This window comes from Bacillus sp. SRL543, from assembly GCF_984799205.1.
The window spans coordinates 3844582-3859770 of record NZ_OZ481794.1 but is presented as its reverse complement, the minus strand read 5'-3'; the positions used below and the strand labels follow the sequence as shown (position 1 = coordinate 3859770).

The window sequence follows — 15189 nt, the reverse complement described above, 5'->3', positions numbered from 1 at the left end:
AGAGATATTCTATGGGAATGCCTTTGGAATTAAACACGATGATTGTGACAAAGGGCAGGGAAACCAGGCTTGAAGACAATTATTTTACACTTGAAAAAGAAGGCTACAGGATTTATCCGCTAGATATCCCCGTAGAAGTCCGCAAAACCAAAGAAGCTGATCTAAGCGGCACCGCCCTCATCAAGAAGCTTGAAATGGAAGAGGGAAAAACACGCATCACCTATCAGCTGGTTGCATTGAATTCAACTAACTAACAGACACAGGCCCCCGCGTAGGAGGCCTGTTATTTTTTTGTGTATAAAGCAAGCTGCATCCAGCTCAACATTCTTTGTGCAGCGGGCCGATATACAGTGACTCCGGGCGGAAAATTGCATTGTTATCCGACTGCTCAATGATGTGGGCTGTCCATCCTGCTATCCGGGCAGCTGTGAATGTGGGCGTAAAGAGAGAGGGATCCATCTCGAGGGCCTTCATGATGGCTGCTGCGTAGTATTCAACATTTGTATATAATGACCGGCCCGGCTTATACTCGTCCAGCAGCCTCAGCGCTGTTTTTTCCGTTTCCATCGCCATATCAAGCCATATATCATCGCCGCCAAACTGCTGAAGCTTCTCCTTTAATGCCGCTGCCCGCGGATCCAGCGTTTTATAGACGCGGTGGCCAAACCCCATCAGCTTTTCCCCCCGCTCCAATTTTTCCCTGATGACAGCTTCTGCGTCCCCCCGCTCCATTATTTCATCCAACAGCTCTATCACCCCTGAAGGTGCGCCTCCGTGAAGCGGGCCTTTCATGGTGCCGATTGCGGAGGTAACAGCAGAAATAAGGTCTGATTCTGTGGATGCAGTCACTCTTGCTGAAAAAGTCGAGGCGTTCATTCCATGTTCCATCGTGAGGAGCATATAAGCTTCTAAAGCCTCTGAATGGGCTCTTTCCGGGACTTCTCCTTTTAGCATAAAGAGATAATTTGCGGCATGGCCCAGCACCGGGCCAGGTTCTACTGGAGGCTTTCCTTCAAGAAATCTGCTTCTGAAGGCGATGATCATCGGAATCAAGGCGGTCAGCTGGACAGCTTGCCTGACAGCAGGCTTTTCCATGCTTCCTCCGAGAGAAGATACAGCGGTCCTTAAAACGTCCATCATACCGAAAGAGGCAGGCATGGCTGCAATGATGCCGGCCACATGCGGAGGAAGGGTGTATGAGTGGAGCTCATTCTTCAAGCCATCCAGTTCTCCGCTGGCAGGCAGGCGGCCATGCCAAAGCAGGAAAGCTGCTTCTTCAAAAGAACATTCCCTTGTCAGTTTCCCTATTTCATAGCCCCGGTAGACCAGCTTACCCTTAAGTCCATCCACTTGGCCAACAGAGGTTTCAGCAGCAATGATTCCTTTCAATCCTTTAGCAATCATTATCATTCTCCTTTCCTTATCTGCTTTCATTGTATAATATATTAATTATTAGGAAAATTAATTATTTTTAATTTAATTGATTAAGAAACTTAATCAGAAAGGATCAGTTATGGATCTAAACTGGGTGACTACATTTATTGCAGCCGCAGAGGCTGGAAGCTTCCGAAGAGCCGCAGATCTGCTTTATATCTCACAGCCTACCGTCACTGTGCATATAAGGCAGCTGGAAAAAGAGATTGGGGCATCCCTTTTTGAACGGGGAGGAAGAAAGGTGGAACTGACCGAAGAAGGCAGAAGATATCTGGAGCACTGCCGGAAGCTGCTGGCTGTCCACCAGGAAAGCCTTGAAGATCTGCAGTCTTTTTCGCAGGGTTTCACGTCATCGCTGAAAATCGCCATTTCCCCGCTGATTGCTGATACCATCCTTCCTTATGTACTGAAAAGCTATACAAAACAGCATCCTCAGGTCGAGGTTTCCGTCATGATAGCTGATTCTTCTGATATAGAAGGAGCCGTCAGCAAAGGGGAAGTGGATATCGGGCTGTCATGTCTTCCGGCTGCCGGACCGTCAATGATATCAGAGCTAATATACAATGACCGGGTAATGCTTGTCGCCGGCCATGACGGGAGAGATTCGGAGAGTGCCCCGCCCCTGGAAGAAGAAGAGGTGCTATTGTCTGCCTATCTTCTTACACATAACCACCCCGGCTATTGGGACCAGCTTTGCAAGGCGGTGAAGATCCGCTACCCCCGCGTGAAAATGATGCGGGTGTCCCAGACGCATATAACCAAGCGCTTTATAGCCGAAGGACTTGGCGTTTCTTTCCTGCCTGAATCGACTGTCAGGCGGGAGCTGCTGGAAGGAAGGCTTCTGGAGATAGAATGCAGGAATATACAGCTGCCGCAAGCTGGTACCTATGCAATCATGAGATATGGCCATTCAAAGCAGAGGGAATTTCTAAGCTTTTTATCCAATTACAGAATCTAGGAATGAGCAAACTGTTTCCATGCTGTTTTGAAGCCTGCCGGAAAAGGAATGGATAAGCAGGGAGATGATAACATTGGCATTTGATTATACACTGGATTTTGATCAAATTGATTTCCGCAAAAACCCGGAGAAGTACAGGGTTGGGAGAGGGGAGCAGGGAGTGCTGCTGGTCGAGCCATATAAAAGTGAAATTCTTCCCCATTGGCGGTTCCGGACGCCGGAGATCGCAAAGGAGTCATCGGAAAAGATTTATCAGCTGTATATGGAGTACAAGGAAAAAGGAGATTTTCCCGGCATGGATATGAGCCGCAAATTCATTCAGATGGGCTATACCCGGGCAAGGAGGTATGCGAATTATAAAGGCGGCCGCAAGTATGATGAAGATGGAGATGTGAAGGAAAGGAATCTTGATCAGGAAAAAGCGGAGTCAGCCCGCATTTTTAAGGAAAAGTGGAATCTGATCAGAGAAGACCAGGAATATCTGGAACTAAAAAAAGAGCATCAGAAGAAATATGGATAAAACAGAAAGCCGTGCCTGGATTTCAGGCACGGCTTTCTGTTTAAGGTCTATCAGTGTGAACGCGCGGGAGGCTGTCCGCTGAAGCGGCTGCCTGCGCGTTTGAATGTGTGGTTAAGCTTCTGAAGGACCGCCTTTTTCCTCGATTTCAGCAGGTACGTCTGTGAATTTCTTGAAATTGGCCCTGAATTGCGCGGCAAGCTCTTTTGCTTTTTCGGCATATGCTTCAGGGTCTGCCCATGTTTTCACTGGCTGAAGGACATCATCAGGCACACCAGGCACATGAAGCGGAATTTCAAGGCCGAAAATTTCATCCTTTGCCGTTTCAGCATGATTGAGTTCGCCGATCAAGGCAGATTGAACCATTGCGCGTGTATAGGCAAGCTTCATGCGGCTGCCTGTTCCATACTCCCCGCCTGTCCAGCCTGTATTGACAAGGAAGACATTTGCATTATGCTCGCTGATTTTCTCGCCGAGCATTTGGGCATATCTCATCGCTGGCAAAGGCAGGAACGGCGAACCAAAGCATGTTGAGAACGTCGCCTGTGGAGAAGTGATGCCGCGCTCCGTTCCGGCAAGCTTTGACGTATAGCCGCTCAGGAAATGGTACATAGCCTGCTCCTTGGACAGCTTGGAGATTGGAGGGAGCACCCCAAAGGCATCCGCTGTCAGGAATATGATGGTGTTCGGGTGGCCGGCGACGCTCGGATCGACGATATTGTCTACAGCCTGGAGCGGATATGCCGCACGGGTATTTTCAGTCAATGTATTGTCGTCGTAATCGGGAAGACGCGAATCCTGGTTGACGATGACATTTTCAAGGACTGAACCGAAGCGGATGCTGTCAAAAATCTGCGGTTCCTTTTCGTGTGTCAGGCCGATGCATTTTGCATAGCATCCTCCTTCGACATTAAAAACCCCAGTTGATGACCAGCCGTGCTCGTCATCGCCGATCAGGCGGCGGCTTGGGTCAGCAGAAAGCGTTGTTTTTCCTGTTCCGGACAGACCGAAGAAAAGGGCAACATCGCCTTCTGTACCGACATTTGCGGAACAGTGCATAGGCAGGATGCCGTTTTCCGGAAGGACATAATTCATGATCGAGAATATCGACTTTTTGATTTCCCCTGCATATTCTGTACCGCCGATCAGAATGGTCCTGCGTTCAAAAGAGACAATGATGAATGTTTCAGATTGAGTCCCGTCAATAGCCGGATCTGCTTTAAAATCAGGGGCAGAAATGACTGTGAAGGCAGCTTCATGCTCGAGCAGTTCCTCCTCGGACGGACGGATGAAAAGCTGATGGGCAAAAAGATTATGCCATGCATATTCATTGATTACCTGAATAGGGAGCCTGTGCTTTGTATCCGCTCCTGCAAAACCCTTAAACACGTAAACTTCCTCTTTATTTCTCAAATGATCGATTACTTTAGTATAAAGGTTAGAAAAGATTTTCTCAGAAATAGGCTGGTTAACCAGTCCCCAGTCAATTTTATCTTTCACGGATGCTTCTTCAACAATATATTTATCCTTTGGCGACCGGCCGGTATATTTTCCGGTTGTGGCGCAGACTGCACCAGTTGCCGTCAGGATGCCTTCCTGTTTATTCAGTACTTTTTCCACAAGCTGGGGTACAGACAATTGCATTTGAATGTTACGGCCTTGCAATAGGGTGCTAAGTTCATTTGGGATGCTTACAGAGTTCATCTGATGAATACCTTCCTTTGCCAATTTGTTTTTGAAAGTGATTACATCTCAGTAATAGTATAACACATTTATATAATTAATCTATACTATTTAACTTTTTTCCTTGTGGTAACAATAAATTGTAACAATTCTCCTATTCTCACATGAATACTGCATGAATTACCTTTATGATGGGTAAAAAAATACTAAAGTCAAGGGATATTTTGTGAATATATATTGACAATATAGTGAACAAAGATGGATAATAATGAAAAAAGGGGAGCGATAAGCATGAACAACAATCAAAAGATTATTATCTTCACCAAAAATATCGGCGGAGCCATCCTGGCAGCAGGAATTCTCACTTTTCTGGCTGGATTTTTTGCAAGCGGTTCCAGCTTACTGACTCCTGTCGGAATCGGGATGGTCATCGGGGCAGTTTTCATTTTCCTCATGGGCACCTTCTTTAAAGCAACAGAAGAAATGCTCGAAAAAACAGAAGGCTGCAGACTGACAGTACAACATAAAAAATAGGAGCGTCCGTTGACGCTCCTTTTGTTTTGCAGGAAAAAGGGTACTGAAATATTTTCACTGCCTTTTGGGTTCTATGTGCTTTTTTAGATGAAGCTATGATCATGAACTACAGGTATAGTAATGGATTAATAAATACGGGAACCCAAAAAGCACAAAAAAATTGGAACCGCCTGTTGATTGGAGTGCAAGGCACGTAGACTCCTGCGGGATTGCAGCGAAAATGTTGAGACCCCACAGCGCGGAGCGCGAGGAGGCTCAACTTCGCCCCGCGGAAAGCGAAGTGCCTGGAACGCAAATCAACAGCCCTCATTTATAAGCCAAAAAAAATAGGAGCGCCACAAAAGGCTCTCCTATTTCTTATGCCTTAAACAAGGCGCTTCCGCTTTTAATCCTACATATAACCCCAAATCATAGTGAGCAATGTACCAAACACAGTCACCAGGGCAATAAAGATCGAATAATAAATATTGGTAAAAATCGTACCTTTATCCTCTGACTCACCTGCGTGCATGAACACAACCAGCTGCAGGGCAGCCTGGATGAATGCCGTAATAACAAGGATCGTCAGCCCGACTGCATAGGACATATCAAAGAAGTAAACCATGAGGGCCACCGCTGTCAGGACTAACGAAGCCACAAAGCCCATCACTTGTTTGCGAGGAAATAATTCGCTCATGTTTACATCAGTCCTTTCAGATAAATGAAGCTGAAGATGAAGATCCACACAACATCAAGGAAGTGCCAGTAAAGTGAATAGATGAACGACTTATTGGCAGTGTGGGGATTCAATCCGCGTTTTTTCACCTGAAGCATGATTGCCAGTCCCCAGAAAATCCCGAATGTGACGTGAAGTCCGTGAGTCCCCAGTGTAGTGAGCAGAATCGCTGTAAAGGCGCTTGTCTGAAGCCCTGCACCTTCATGCACATAAGTGGTGAATTCAAAAATTTCTACTCCTAAGAATCCTGCTCCAAGAGCAATAGTGATCCCGAAGAATGCAAGCATTGCTTTTTTATTGCCGAGCCTCATAGCGTGAATAGCCAGCCCGATCGTGAAGCTGCTTGTCAAAAGAACAAATGTCTCTATTAAAACCGGTGTGATTTCAAAGATTTCACCGGCAGACGGACCGTTTCCGGTCCTGTCCACCAAGGTAAAATATCCGGCAAAAAGTGTTGCGAAAAGCATGATTTCCGCACCAAGGAAAATCCAGAATCCTAAAATCTTCGTCTTATTTTCTTCAGTACTGAATTCAAGCGGCAGCGAGTGATCTATTTTCATTAGTTAGCACCCCGCATTTTAGTTTCATTTTCAGTTTGTTCGATTTCCTTAACCGGGATATGGTAGCCATAATCTTTTTGGAACGACCATACTGCCATGCAGGCAAAGATGCCGATCGTCGCAATGATGACTGGAATCCACATAGCAAAAATGAAGGAGAAGCCCCATGCAAAGAAGATGCAGCTCAGTATGAAAGGCAAGCCGCTGTTATTCGGCATATGGATTTCTTCATATTTGCCAGGGAACAAATTGTGTCCGTGCATTTTCGCATCCCAAAGCCCTTCAGAAGTCTTAACTTCAGGCAGCACGGCAAAGTTATATACCGGCACCGGTGTATTAGTCGCCCATTCAAGAGAACGTGCATCCCAAGGATCTGAACCGATATCTCTTGAAGCGTAGCGTGTGCTGTAGTACACATTGTAAACAATCAAGGCGAATCCGACAGCAAGGCCTGCAGCTCCTATAAAGGAAAGCATATTCCAGATGCCGTATCCTGTAGCTTCAGAATAAGTGTACGCACGGCGTGCCTGTCCGTCCAAGCCTGAGAAGAACATCGGCATAAAAGCAAGGAGCGTACTCATGGAGATGATCCATGCAGTCAGCTTGCCGATTTTTTCGTTCAGGATATAGCCGAACATTTTCGGCCAGTAGAAATGGAATCCGGCAAGCATCGCGAATACAACACCCGGGATGATAACCATGTGGAAGTGGGCAACCAGGAACATAGTATTATGGTACTGGTAATCCGCAGCCGACATGCCGAGCATAACGCCTGTTACCCCGCCTATTGTGAAAATCGGGATGAAGAGCAGGGAGTAAAGCATTGGCGTCGTAATGGTGATTTTCCCTTTCCAAAGTGTCAGGAGCCAGTTGAAAATCTTAACCCCGGTCGGCACGGCGATCGCCATGGTCGTAATAGAGAAAATACTGTTTGTTAAAGCTCCCTGGCCCATTGTAAAGAAGTGGTGAGTCCAGACAAGGAAGGACAAGAGTGAAATGATCACCATGGATCCTACCATTGATTTATAGCCATAAAGGTTCCTGCGTGCGAACGTTGAGATGATTTCGCTGTATATACCGAAAGCAGGAAGTATCAGGATGTATACCTCAGGGTGTCCCCATACCCAGAAGAAGTTAGCCCACAGCATATCCATACCGCCATTGCTGGTCGTAAAGAAGTTAGTGGCAAATAATCTGTCAAGAGATCCCATTGCAAGAGCAACAGTCAGCACAGGGAAAGCAAATACGATAATGATGCTGGCAACAAGTGATGACCAAGTGAACATCGGCATCTTCATCAATGTCATGCCAGGCGCACGCATCCTGAGGATGGTTGTTACCATATTGATACCGGTCATCAATGTACCCAAACCTGCGATTTGCAGTGAGAACATATAATAGTTCGTTCCGACTGATTCGCTGAACTCTGTCCCTGCAAGCGGGAAGTAGGAAGTCCAGCCGGCATCAGGCGAGCCGCCGATGACGAATGAGATGTTCAGCAGCATGGCACCCATGAAGAAGAGCCAGAAGCTGAGTGCATTAAGCTTAGGGAAAGCAACGTCGCGTGCCCCGATCTGGAGCGGCACGACAAAGTTCATGAATGCCATGATGAATGGCATTGCCATGAACAGAATCATAACTGTTCCGTGCGTTGTGAAAATTTCATTATAGTGCTGTGCGTCAAGAAGGGTATTATCAGGCACAGCCAGCTGGGCGCGCATCATGATGGCATCTGCGCCGCCCCGGAAAAGCATGAGCAGGGCAGAAATCAGGTACATGATCCCAATCCGTTTATGATCGACTGTTGTCAGCCATTCTCTCCACAGATAGCCCCATTTTTTGAAATAGGTCAAGCCTGCGATGATGGCAATAACCGTTAAACCTATAGCAACCATTGACGCATAGATAACAGGGCTGGGATGCGGAATGGCAAAACGTTCAAAGAATTCCATAGGATTTTAAACTCCTTTCTAGGGTAGCGGTTCTGTTCTTATTAATGGCCTTCATGTTCTGAGTGGCCATTGCTGCCAGATCCGTCCTCTTCCATATCCATATGTTCATGATCTGAGTCAGCATCATCACTGTCAGAGCTGGAACCATGGTTATGGCCGCCATGCTCGCCTTCAGGAGCAGGCATGAATTCAAGATGTGTTCCGGTATAGGTGGACTGTCCAAGATGACCCGGTTCAAGCAGTTCATCGAATTTTTCTTCAGTAAGCGGCTCAGCCGTCTTTTTGACGTCAGCCACCCATTGGTCAAACTCTTCCTGCGGCATGGCTGTTACATTGAATGTATTTTCAGCAAAGCCTTTTCCGTTGAAGTTGGCATTGCGCCCCATATATTCGCCGGGTTCATCTGCGCCCAGATGCAGCGTATTGACCATGTCAGCCATGGCATATTTTTGTCCGCCAAGCTGCGGGATCCAAAAGCTTGTGATCGGTCCGTATGAATAGAGCTTAAATTCAAGCGGGCGGTCAGTCGGTACATATAGATAGTTGACTGTTTCGATATCTTCTTCAGGATAGCTGAAATGCCATTTCCAGTTGGAAGATGATGCGTATACGACTAAAGGCTCTTTGTCGCCATATCCTGTCGGTGCTGATTCCACTTTATAGTTGCTCTGAGTGGATACGACTGAAAGGAAGATGACGATCAGGACAGGGATTCCGACGCAGACCGCTTCGACGAGCAGGTTTCCTTTAATATGCGGCGGTTCATAATCCTTGCTTTGCTTCGAAGAGCGGTATTTATAGAGCATGTAAGCAAGCATGGCAAAAACCACAAGGACGATGACAGACATGATTGCCGTTGACAGAATAATGTCTTTTGCCTGGACGGCAGCCTGAGGACCTTTGGGATCCAGCACCATCAGCGGCTCACAGCCTGATAGAATAGTAATGATTGTAAATATTCCTAAAAGCAAAGAATATTTCTTTTTCATGGATAAGCCCCTTTCTCACTGGCTGAAAGTTTAATAACATAAAAATAGTGTATATGTTACATAGTTCACAATCTGTTATCATCATAAGCAATTTTATAGGGTAATTCAATAGAATGTGAAAGGTGTCACAAATTGTTCAAGAAGATAGAAATTCTTTCCGAACTTTGCGGCATATTATTTGCACAACACAAATTCAAGGGGGTGCTTAAAGCGGTGAACGCTGCTGGAGATAAAGAGGGAAGGCATTATATTCATTGAAACATATATTATATAGATATAAGTTTATCGTGCTTTAAGAATGATTGAAAGGTATGGTAAAATTTAATAAGATGAACGACTACAGGCGGGAGATGGTAATGTGAAAATGATTGCCCTTTACGACAATACTTGCCAGCTTTGCCAAATGACGAAGAAATCTTTCGGGAAGCTTGACCTGCTTCATCGGGTAGAGTGGGTTTCATTGCAAAAATATGAACAGGAACATGGAGAGCTTCAATTCAGCAGCAGGGAGCTGAGGAAAGAGCTTCATATTATAACACCTGAAAAAAAGGTCCTGAAGGGTTTCTATGCAGTCAGAAGGCTGCTGCTGCTGTTCCCCCTTACCTTCGTTTTAGGGCTCTGTATGCATCTTCCTTTGGCATCTGCTGCCGGGGTTCCGGCATACAGGTGGATTGCACGGAACAGGCATAAACTGCTTAGGAAGAAATGCAAGGATGGCAGCTGTTCCCTCTGAGTCATTTCCATATATGAGACAATATAAAATTGTTCTTGCTATAGTGGAGAAAATGATTGACGCCACTACATCTGTACGTTATGATTTTACCTTGAACGGATACTCTCTTATCCCGAGCTGGTGGAGGGACAGGCCCGATGAAACCCAGCAACCTGCTAATGATGCTTTTTGAAAACGGATATATGCTGAAAAGAGCATAACGGTTCAAATTACAGCCAGCGATGGCCTGTTTTTAGCAAAGGTGCTAACCTGACGCAAGGAAGAATTCCTTGAACGATAAGAGTGAAAGGCGCGAATCATTTTGCTTTCAACCTTTTCACTTTGGGAAGGTTTTTTATTTTGCATTTTGAGGGAAGTCTTTTAATTGCATATTATGGAAGTTTTTGCATAAAGCTGATTTACAAGGGCTATGCATTTAACAGGATAAAATCATACAATCTGATTGTGCCTGGCTTATATATAATGCCTTTGACCGGTTCTCTGCATCAGCGGCGGCCTGCTCTTTCAGCACTTGTCTGAAGGCTTGCGGTCCCGGGGGACAGGACCAGCCGGTTATGCAGATTGTGAAGCAATGCATACGCGAGAGCGGGATAAAAACTCCATGTTTATTCAATACTACTTAGGGAATGAGTACCGTATCAATCCGAGGGGAAGAATAAGGTGTAGCGCCGGATAAGAACCTCACTCTATTCTTATAAATAAGGAGGAAATCAGATGTCAAATAAACGCCGTTTGTTTACTTCTGAATCAGTTACTGAAGGTCATCCGGATAAAATCTGTGACCAGATTTCTGATGCTATTTTAGACGCTATCTTAGCAAAAGACGCAAATGCCCGCGTTGCTGCTGAAACATCTGTTACAACAGGACTAGTGCTTGTTGCAGGTGAAATTACAACATCTACATATGTTGATATTCCAAAGCTTGTCCGTGAAACAATCAAGGAGATCGGCTATACCCGTGCTAAATATGGCTTTGATTCCGAAACTTGTGCCGTACTGACATCCATTGATGAGCAGTCAGCTGACATTGCAATGGGTGTTGACCAGGCGCTTGAAGCACGCGAAGGACAAATGTCGGATGAAGAAATCGAAGCAATCGGCGCAGGAGACCAGGGCCTTATGTTCGGCTTTGCCTGCAACGAAACGAAAGAGCTTATGCCTCTTCCGATTTCCCTGGCACATAAACTGTCGCGCCGCCTGACAGAAGTACGCAAAGAAGAGATTCTTCCTTACCTCCGTCCGGACGGCAAGACACAGGTGACTGTTGAGTATGATGAGAACGACAAGCCTGTGCGCATCGATACCATCGTCATCTCTACACAGCATCATCCAGAAATCAGCCTGGAGCAAATCCAGCGCAACCTGAAAGAACATGTCATCAATCCGGTCGTTCCAAAAGAACTGATCGATGAAAATACTAAATACTTCATCAACCCTACAGGCCGTTTTGTTATCGGCGGACCTCAAGGCGATGCAGGTTTGACTGGCCGCAAAATCATTGTTGATACTTACGGCGGATATGCGCGCCACGGCGGAGGCGCATTCTCCGGCAAAGATCCTACAAAGGTTGACCGTTCAGCAGCTTATGCAGCCCGCTATGTAGCGAAGAATATCGTCGCTGCCGGTCTTGCTGATAAGGTTGAAGTCCAGCTTGCCTACGCAATCGGCGTAGCGCAGCCGGTTTCCATTTCAGTAGATACCTTCGGAACAGGGACTGTAAGCGAAGATACGCTTGTCGATCTTGTCCGGGATAACTTTGATCTTCGCCCGGCAGGCATCATCAATATGCTGAACCTGCGCCGCCCAATCTATAAGCAGACTGCAGCTTACGGACATTTCGGCCGTACAGATGTTGACCTTCCATGGGAGCGCACAGATAAAGCAGACTCATTGAGCCAGCAGGCTGGGAAATAAATATGATATGAACATAAAAAAGCGGGAGTGCTGAAATAGGCAGCTCCCGCTTTTTTTCTATTCCGTCTAATGTGACAGAAGCGTTTAACGGCCTGCTGATATGTTAATAATTCAGGTAAATGCCTAATTTTTCCCGGACCCATTTTTCATGTTGATAGTGCCATTTTTTTGTGTTTAGTGGTAGTATTAGAGAGTATGTTTTTTGGGAAAACAATGTGTTTTATTGTAAATTATGGCTGGCCGGTCAAAGACTGCGCTGGCATGAATGCCTTCCGCTGGCTGTTTTTAGACGGAATGGGATTGTGACTAAATTGAAGAAGGTGAACTACATAATGTGCGGTTTTATCGGCTGTGTCCATGAAAATGCGCAAGTTCTGAACGATGCGCAAAAACAGCAGTTTGAAAATATGAATAATATCATTACCCACAGGGGACCTGATGATGCAGGTTACTATCATGATGAGCATATTCAGTTCGGCTTCCGCCGCCTGAGCATCATTGACATCGAATGCGGCCATCAGCCTCTTACCTATGAAAATGAAAGATACTGGATCATTTTTAACGGAGAAGTCTACAATTATGTGGAGCTCCGGGAAGAGCTTTTAAAAGAAGGCCTGACATTTGAGACGCATTCTGATACAGAAGTAATCATTGCGCTCTACAGCCACCTGAAGGAAAAAGCGGTGGAGAAGCTCCGCGGGATGTTTTCATTTGTCATCTGGGATAAGCAGGAGCAGTCCTTATACGGTGCCAGGGATCCTTTTGGCATCAAGCCTTTCTTCTACCTTGATAATGACGGGAAAACATTCTTTGCTTCTGAAAAGAAAAGCATCCTGATGGCGCTGGAAAACGACGTCCTCAATTATGAGTCCCTCCAGCACTATTTGACATACCAGTTCGTTCCGGAGCCGGAAACCATGTCTGCAGGCATCCACAAGCTTGAGCCTGGCCATTATTTTACAAAGAAAATCGGTTCTCCTATGGATATCAAGCGCTATTGGAAAGCATCCTTCCAGCCTGTCCGGAAGTCTGAGCCGGAATTTGTGAAAGAAATCAAGGATGTTCTGTTCGACTCTGTTAAAATGCATATGCGAAGCGATGTGCCGGTCGGTTCATTCCTGTCAGGCGGCATTGATTCTTCCATTATTGCATCCATTGCAAAAGAATATCATCCGAATATCAAAACTTTTTCTGTCGGTTTCGAGCGGAATGGCTTCAGTGAAATTGATGTGGCTAAAGAAACGGCGGATAAGCTCGGCCTTGAAAACATCAGCTATGTGATCTCGCCGCAGGAGTATATGGATGAACTGCCACGGATTATGTGGCATATGGATGATCCGCTGGCAGATCCGGCCTGTGTGCCTTTATACTTCGTTGCCCGTGAAGCGCGCAAGCATGTAACAGTGGTCCTTTCAGGGGAAGGTGCGGATGAGCTGTTCGGCGGCTATAATATCTACCGTGAGCCCCAGTCGCTTGAAATGTTCAATAAAATACCGCAGGTTGGGAAATCCCTCCTGAAGCTGATTGCCAGGATGATGCCTGAGGGCATGAAAGGCAAAAGCTTCATTGAACGAGGCGTGACGCCGATGGAAGAAAGATATATCGGAAATGCAAAAATGTTCTCGGAAGAAGAAAAGCGCAGGCTGCTTGGCGTCTACCAGAACGGCATCGATTATAAAGATATCACAAGGCCTTTATATGCGGAGAGCCAGGGCTATGATCCTGTGGACCGTATGCAGTATATTGATATCCACACCTGGATGCGCGGCGATATTTTATTGAAGGCTGATAAAATGACTATGGCCCATTCCCTTGAGCTTCGCGTGCCATTTCTTGATAAAGAAGTCTTCGATGTAGCATCAAGGATCCCGACAAATCTGAAGACGGCCAATGGAACGACCAAATATATTCTGAGGAAAGCAGCGGAAGGCGTTGTGCCTGACCATGTCCTCACCCGGAAGAAGCTCGGCTTCCCTGTCCCGATCCGCCACTGGCTGAAGGATGAAATGAACGAGTGGGCAAAAAAAATAATCCGCGAAAGCAGCACGGATCATTTGCTCAATAAAGATTATATTCTGAAGCTTCTTGAAGACCACTGCCAGGATAAAGCAGACAACAGCCGGAAAATCTGGACTGTGCTCATGTTTATGCTCTGGCATGACATATATGTCGAAAAGAAATATTCATTTGAAAAGGAACTGATCGGCGAACCATCCTTTCAGCCAATGAAAGGCTAGCGGGAAAGATAGGTGATTGCCTGTCTTCCCATCTGCACCCAGGCTTCTTCAAAGCCATCAATGGGTGCTTTTTTATTTTTCTCTCCTGTGAGCGGATCATTGAAATATACATATTGGGCATCATAGCCGGTGATAAGGACAGAATGCTCTTTATAAGTGATTTCAACCGGCCCGCTAGGCGTCTCCCAGGTCTGAAAAAAATCCGGCGCCAATTTCTTATAGGCCGTGTTCGTAATCACCCAGACAGGCTGTCCATCGGATAGATGCGTTTTCAGCTCTGTGAAGTCAGAACCTGTCAAATCGATTATACCGCCAGGCAGGTATTTTTCAGCCAGTTCCTTGACCGGCTTGTGATAGACGCCGAGACCTGGCTTATCAAGAGAGTACATGTCCCCGATGAAGCCATCGTTTGGATGGCCGTAATAAACTTGGCTGCCGTCCTTCTTATAGGGAGTCGGTTCCTTTTTAATCTCCTTGGCCAGCGTCATTTTGTCTGCCTGCACCCCTGCGTGCTGCAGCAGCATGCCGAGGCTGGTGACTTCGCAGCCGCGCGGAAGCTCCGGAAGCTGGTGCAGGACAGGAGCATCAAGCAGCACTTCTTCCTTGATCTTGATGATCGGCCGATCAAGCGTTTTGTCCAACAGTGAACTTGCTGTTGACAAAGGAGTCCTGATCCATGACTTAACCAGGTCCGCAATTCCCCCTGATGAACCTGGGCGATTATGGTCAAAAGCCATGGCCCCTGCAAGGATTACAGCAATGAAGATAAATAGAATAAAAGGGCTGAAGAGCCGTTTCCCTTGCTTTGCTTTAAAAAGAAGAGAAAGAAAAAAGATCAGCAGCAATAGAATAACAATATAGAGATAATTCATCTGCACCACCCTGTGTTATCTTTGTTCCGTCACATGCATCCGCACTTGGCTGATAAGCATAAGTTTCTTCCAATAGGGTAAATATAAAGTA

The 15189-nt window shown here is 46.2% G+C and carries 14 protein-coding genes and 1 riboswitch; of the genes, 7 read left to right on the top strand and 7 right to left on the bottom strand.

All coding sequences use genetic code 11. The features are described 5' to 3' along the window. Window positions 1–11: 11 nt before the first annotated feature. A complete protein-coding gene (locus AC4E8B_RS19650) occupies window positions 12–254 on the top strand; it encodes a DUF2584 domain-containing protein (RefSeq protein WP_490215049.1) in 243 nt (80 codons plus the stop codon). Window positions 255–318: 64 nt separating this feature from the next. On the opposite strand, the gene AC4E8B_RS19645 is transcribed toward AC4E8B_RS19650, so the two are convergent. Next, window positions 319–1404 (bottom strand): citrate synthase/methylcitrate synthase, encoded by a 1086-nt coding sequence (locus tag AC4E8B_RS19645; RefSeq protein WP_490215047.1) that lies wholly within the window; start codon window positions 1402–1404, stop codon window positions 319–321. A 109-nt stretch (window positions 1405–1513) separates the two neighbouring features. Here AC4E8B_RS19645 and AC4E8B_RS19640 point away from each other — a divergent pair, with 109 nt between their 5' ends. Both AC4E8B_RS19640 and AC4E8B_RS19635 read left to right on the top strand, forming a co-directional pair. After that, complete coding sequence (locus AC4E8B_RS19640) at window positions 1514–2392, top strand: LysR family transcriptional regulator (protein ID WP_490215046.1); 879 nt, start codon at window positions 1514–1516, stop codon at window positions 2390–2392. 73 nt (window positions 2393–2465) lie between these two features. Further along, window positions 2466–2912: a DUF4385 domain-containing protein gene (locus AC4E8B_RS19635; protein ID WP_490219794.1), complete on the top strand. Its 447-nt coding sequence runs from the start codon at window positions 2466–2468 to the stop codon at window positions 2910–2912. 111 nt (window positions 2913–3023) lie between these two features. Here the strand turns inward: AC4E8B_RS19635 and pckA are convergent, their stop codons facing one another. Beyond that, the gene (pckA, locus tag AC4E8B_RS19630; RefSeq protein ID WP_490215044.1) at window positions 3024–4613 is read right to left on the bottom strand and encodes a phosphoenolpyruvate carboxykinase (ATP); all 1590 of its coding nucleotides are present in this window, start codon (window positions 4611–4613) and stop codon (window positions 3024–3026) included. A 270-nt stretch (window positions 4614–4883) separates the two neighbouring features. Here pckA and AC4E8B_RS19625 point away from each other — a divergent pair, with 270 nt between their 5' ends. After that, window positions 4884–5126 carry a hypothetical protein gene (locus AC4E8B_RS19625; RefSeq protein WP_490215042.1) on the top strand — a complete coding sequence of 81 codons (243 nt, stop codon included), beginning with the start codon at window positions 4884–4886 and terminating at the stop codon, window positions 5124–5126. Between the two features lie 391 nt (window positions 5127–5517). On the opposite strand, the gene qoxD is transcribed toward AC4E8B_RS19625, so the two are convergent. The 4 genes from qoxD to qoxA are packed head-to-tail and all read right to left on the bottom strand — an operon-like array spanning window position 5518 to window position 9342. Beyond that, on the bottom strand, window positions 5518–5802 hold the full coding sequence (qoxD, locus tag AC4E8B_RS19620) for a cytochrome aa3 quinol oxidase subunit IV (RefSeq protein ID WP_490215040.1): 285 nt from the start codon (window positions 5800–5802) through the stop codon (window positions 5518–5520). A gap of 2 nt (window positions 5803–5804) precedes the next feature. Beyond that, window positions 5805–6401, bottom strand: a complete 597-nt coding sequence (gene qoxC, locus AC4E8B_RS19615) for a cytochrome aa3 quinol oxidase subunit III (protein WP_490215039.1) — start codon at window positions 6399–6401, stop codon at window positions 5805–5807. Continuing rightward, window positions 6401–8353, bottom strand: a complete 1953-nt coding sequence (qoxB, locus tag AC4E8B_RS19610; RefSeq protein WP_490215038.1) for a cytochrome aa3 quinol oxidase subunit I — start codon at window positions 8351–8353, stop codon at window positions 6401–6403. The genes qoxC and qoxB overlap by 1 nt, the downstream gene beginning before the upstream one ends. 41 nt (window positions 8354–8394) lie before the next feature. Further along, complete coding sequence (gene qoxA / locus AC4E8B_RS19605) at window positions 8395–9342, bottom strand: cytochrome aa3 quinol oxidase subunit II (protein WP_490215037.1); 948 nt, start codon at window positions 9340–9342, stop codon at window positions 8395–8397. Between the two features lie 364 nt (window positions 9343–9706). Here qoxA and AC4E8B_RS19600 point away from each other — a divergent pair, with 364 nt between their 5' ends. From AC4E8B_RS19600 to asnB, 3 genes are all read left to right on the top strand, one after another. Beyond that, a complete protein-coding gene (locus tag AC4E8B_RS19600; protein ID WP_490219792.1) occupies window positions 9707–10075 on the top strand; it encodes a thiol-disulfide oxidoreductase DCC family protein in 369 nt (122 codons plus the stop codon). A 104-nt stretch (window positions 10076–10179) separates the two neighbouring features. Then, a riboswitch (SAM riboswitch) is annotated at window positions 10180–10358 on the top strand. 431 nt (window positions 10359–10789) lie between these two features. Further along, entirely contained in the window at window positions 10790–11989 is a 1200-nt protein-coding gene (gene metK, locus AC4E8B_RS19595) for a methionine adenosyltransferase (protein ID WP_490215036.1), read from the top strand. Between the two features lie 332 nt (window positions 11990–12321). Continuing rightward, a complete protein-coding gene (gene asnB, locus AC4E8B_RS19590; protein WP_490219790.1) occupies window positions 12322–14226 on the top strand; it encodes an asparagine synthase (glutamine-hydrolyzing) in 1905 nt (634 codons plus the stop codon). Here asnB and AC4E8B_RS19585 read toward each other — a convergent pair. Next, complete coding sequence (locus AC4E8B_RS19585) at window positions 14223–15098, bottom strand: C39 family peptidase (RefSeq protein WP_490215035.1); 876 nt, start codon at window positions 15096–15098, stop codon at window positions 14223–14225. The two genes, asnB and AC4E8B_RS19585, sit on opposite strands and share 4 nt — an antisense overlap. Window positions 15099–15189 lie beyond the last annotated feature (91 nt).

Excerpts from the sequence above, each read along its gene's own strand:
- AC4E8B_RS19650 (WP_490215049.1), top strand. The coding sequence starts at position 12 with ATGGGAATGCCTTTGGAATTAAACACGATGATTGTGACAAAGGGCAGG.
- AC4E8B_RS19645 (WP_490215047.1), bottom strand. The coding sequence starts at position 1,404 with ATGATTGCTAAAGGATTGAAAGGAATCATTGCTGCTGAAACCTCTGTT.
- AC4E8B_RS19640 (WP_490215046.1), top strand. The coding sequence starts at position 1,514 with ATGGATCTAAACTGGGTGACTACATTTATTGCAGCCGCAGAGGCTGGA.
- pckA (WP_490215044.1), bottom strand. The coding sequence starts at position 4,613 with ATGAACTCTGTAAGCATCCCAAATGAACTTAGCACCCTATTGCAAGGC.
- AC4E8B_RS19625 (WP_490215042.1), top strand. The coding sequence starts at position 4,884 with ATGAACAACAATCAAAAGATTATTATCTTCACCAAAAATATCGGCGGA.
- qoxD (WP_490215040.1), bottom strand. The coding sequence starts at position 5,802 with ATGAGCGAATTATTTCCTCGCAAACAAGTGATGGGCTTTGTGGCTTCG.
- qoxC (WP_490215039.1), bottom strand. The coding sequence starts at position 6,401 with ATGAAAATAGATCACTCGCTGCCGCTTGAATTCAGTACTGAAGAAAAT.
- qoxB (WP_490215038.1), bottom strand. The coding sequence starts at position 8,353 with ATGGAATTCTTTGAACGTTTTGCCATTCCGCATCCCAGCCCTGTTATC.
- qoxA (WP_490215037.1), bottom strand. The coding sequence starts at position 9,342 with ATGAAAAAGAAATATTCTTTGCTTTTAGGAATATTTACAATCATTACT.
- AC4E8B_RS19600 (WP_490219792.1), top strand. The coding sequence starts at position 9,707 with ATGATTGCCCTTTACGACAATACTTGCCAGCTTTGCCAAATGACGAAG.
- metK (WP_490215036.1), top strand. The coding sequence starts at position 10,790 with ATGTCAAATAAACGCCGTTTGTTTACTTCTGAATCAGTTACTGAAGGT.
- asnB (WP_490219790.1), top strand. The coding sequence starts at position 12,322 with ATGTGCGGTTTTATCGGCTGTGTCCATGAAAATGCGCAAGTTCTGAAC.
- AC4E8B_RS19585 (WP_490215035.1), bottom strand. The coding sequence starts at position 15,098 with ATGAATTATCTCTATATTGTTATTCTATTGCTGCTGATCTTTTTTCTT.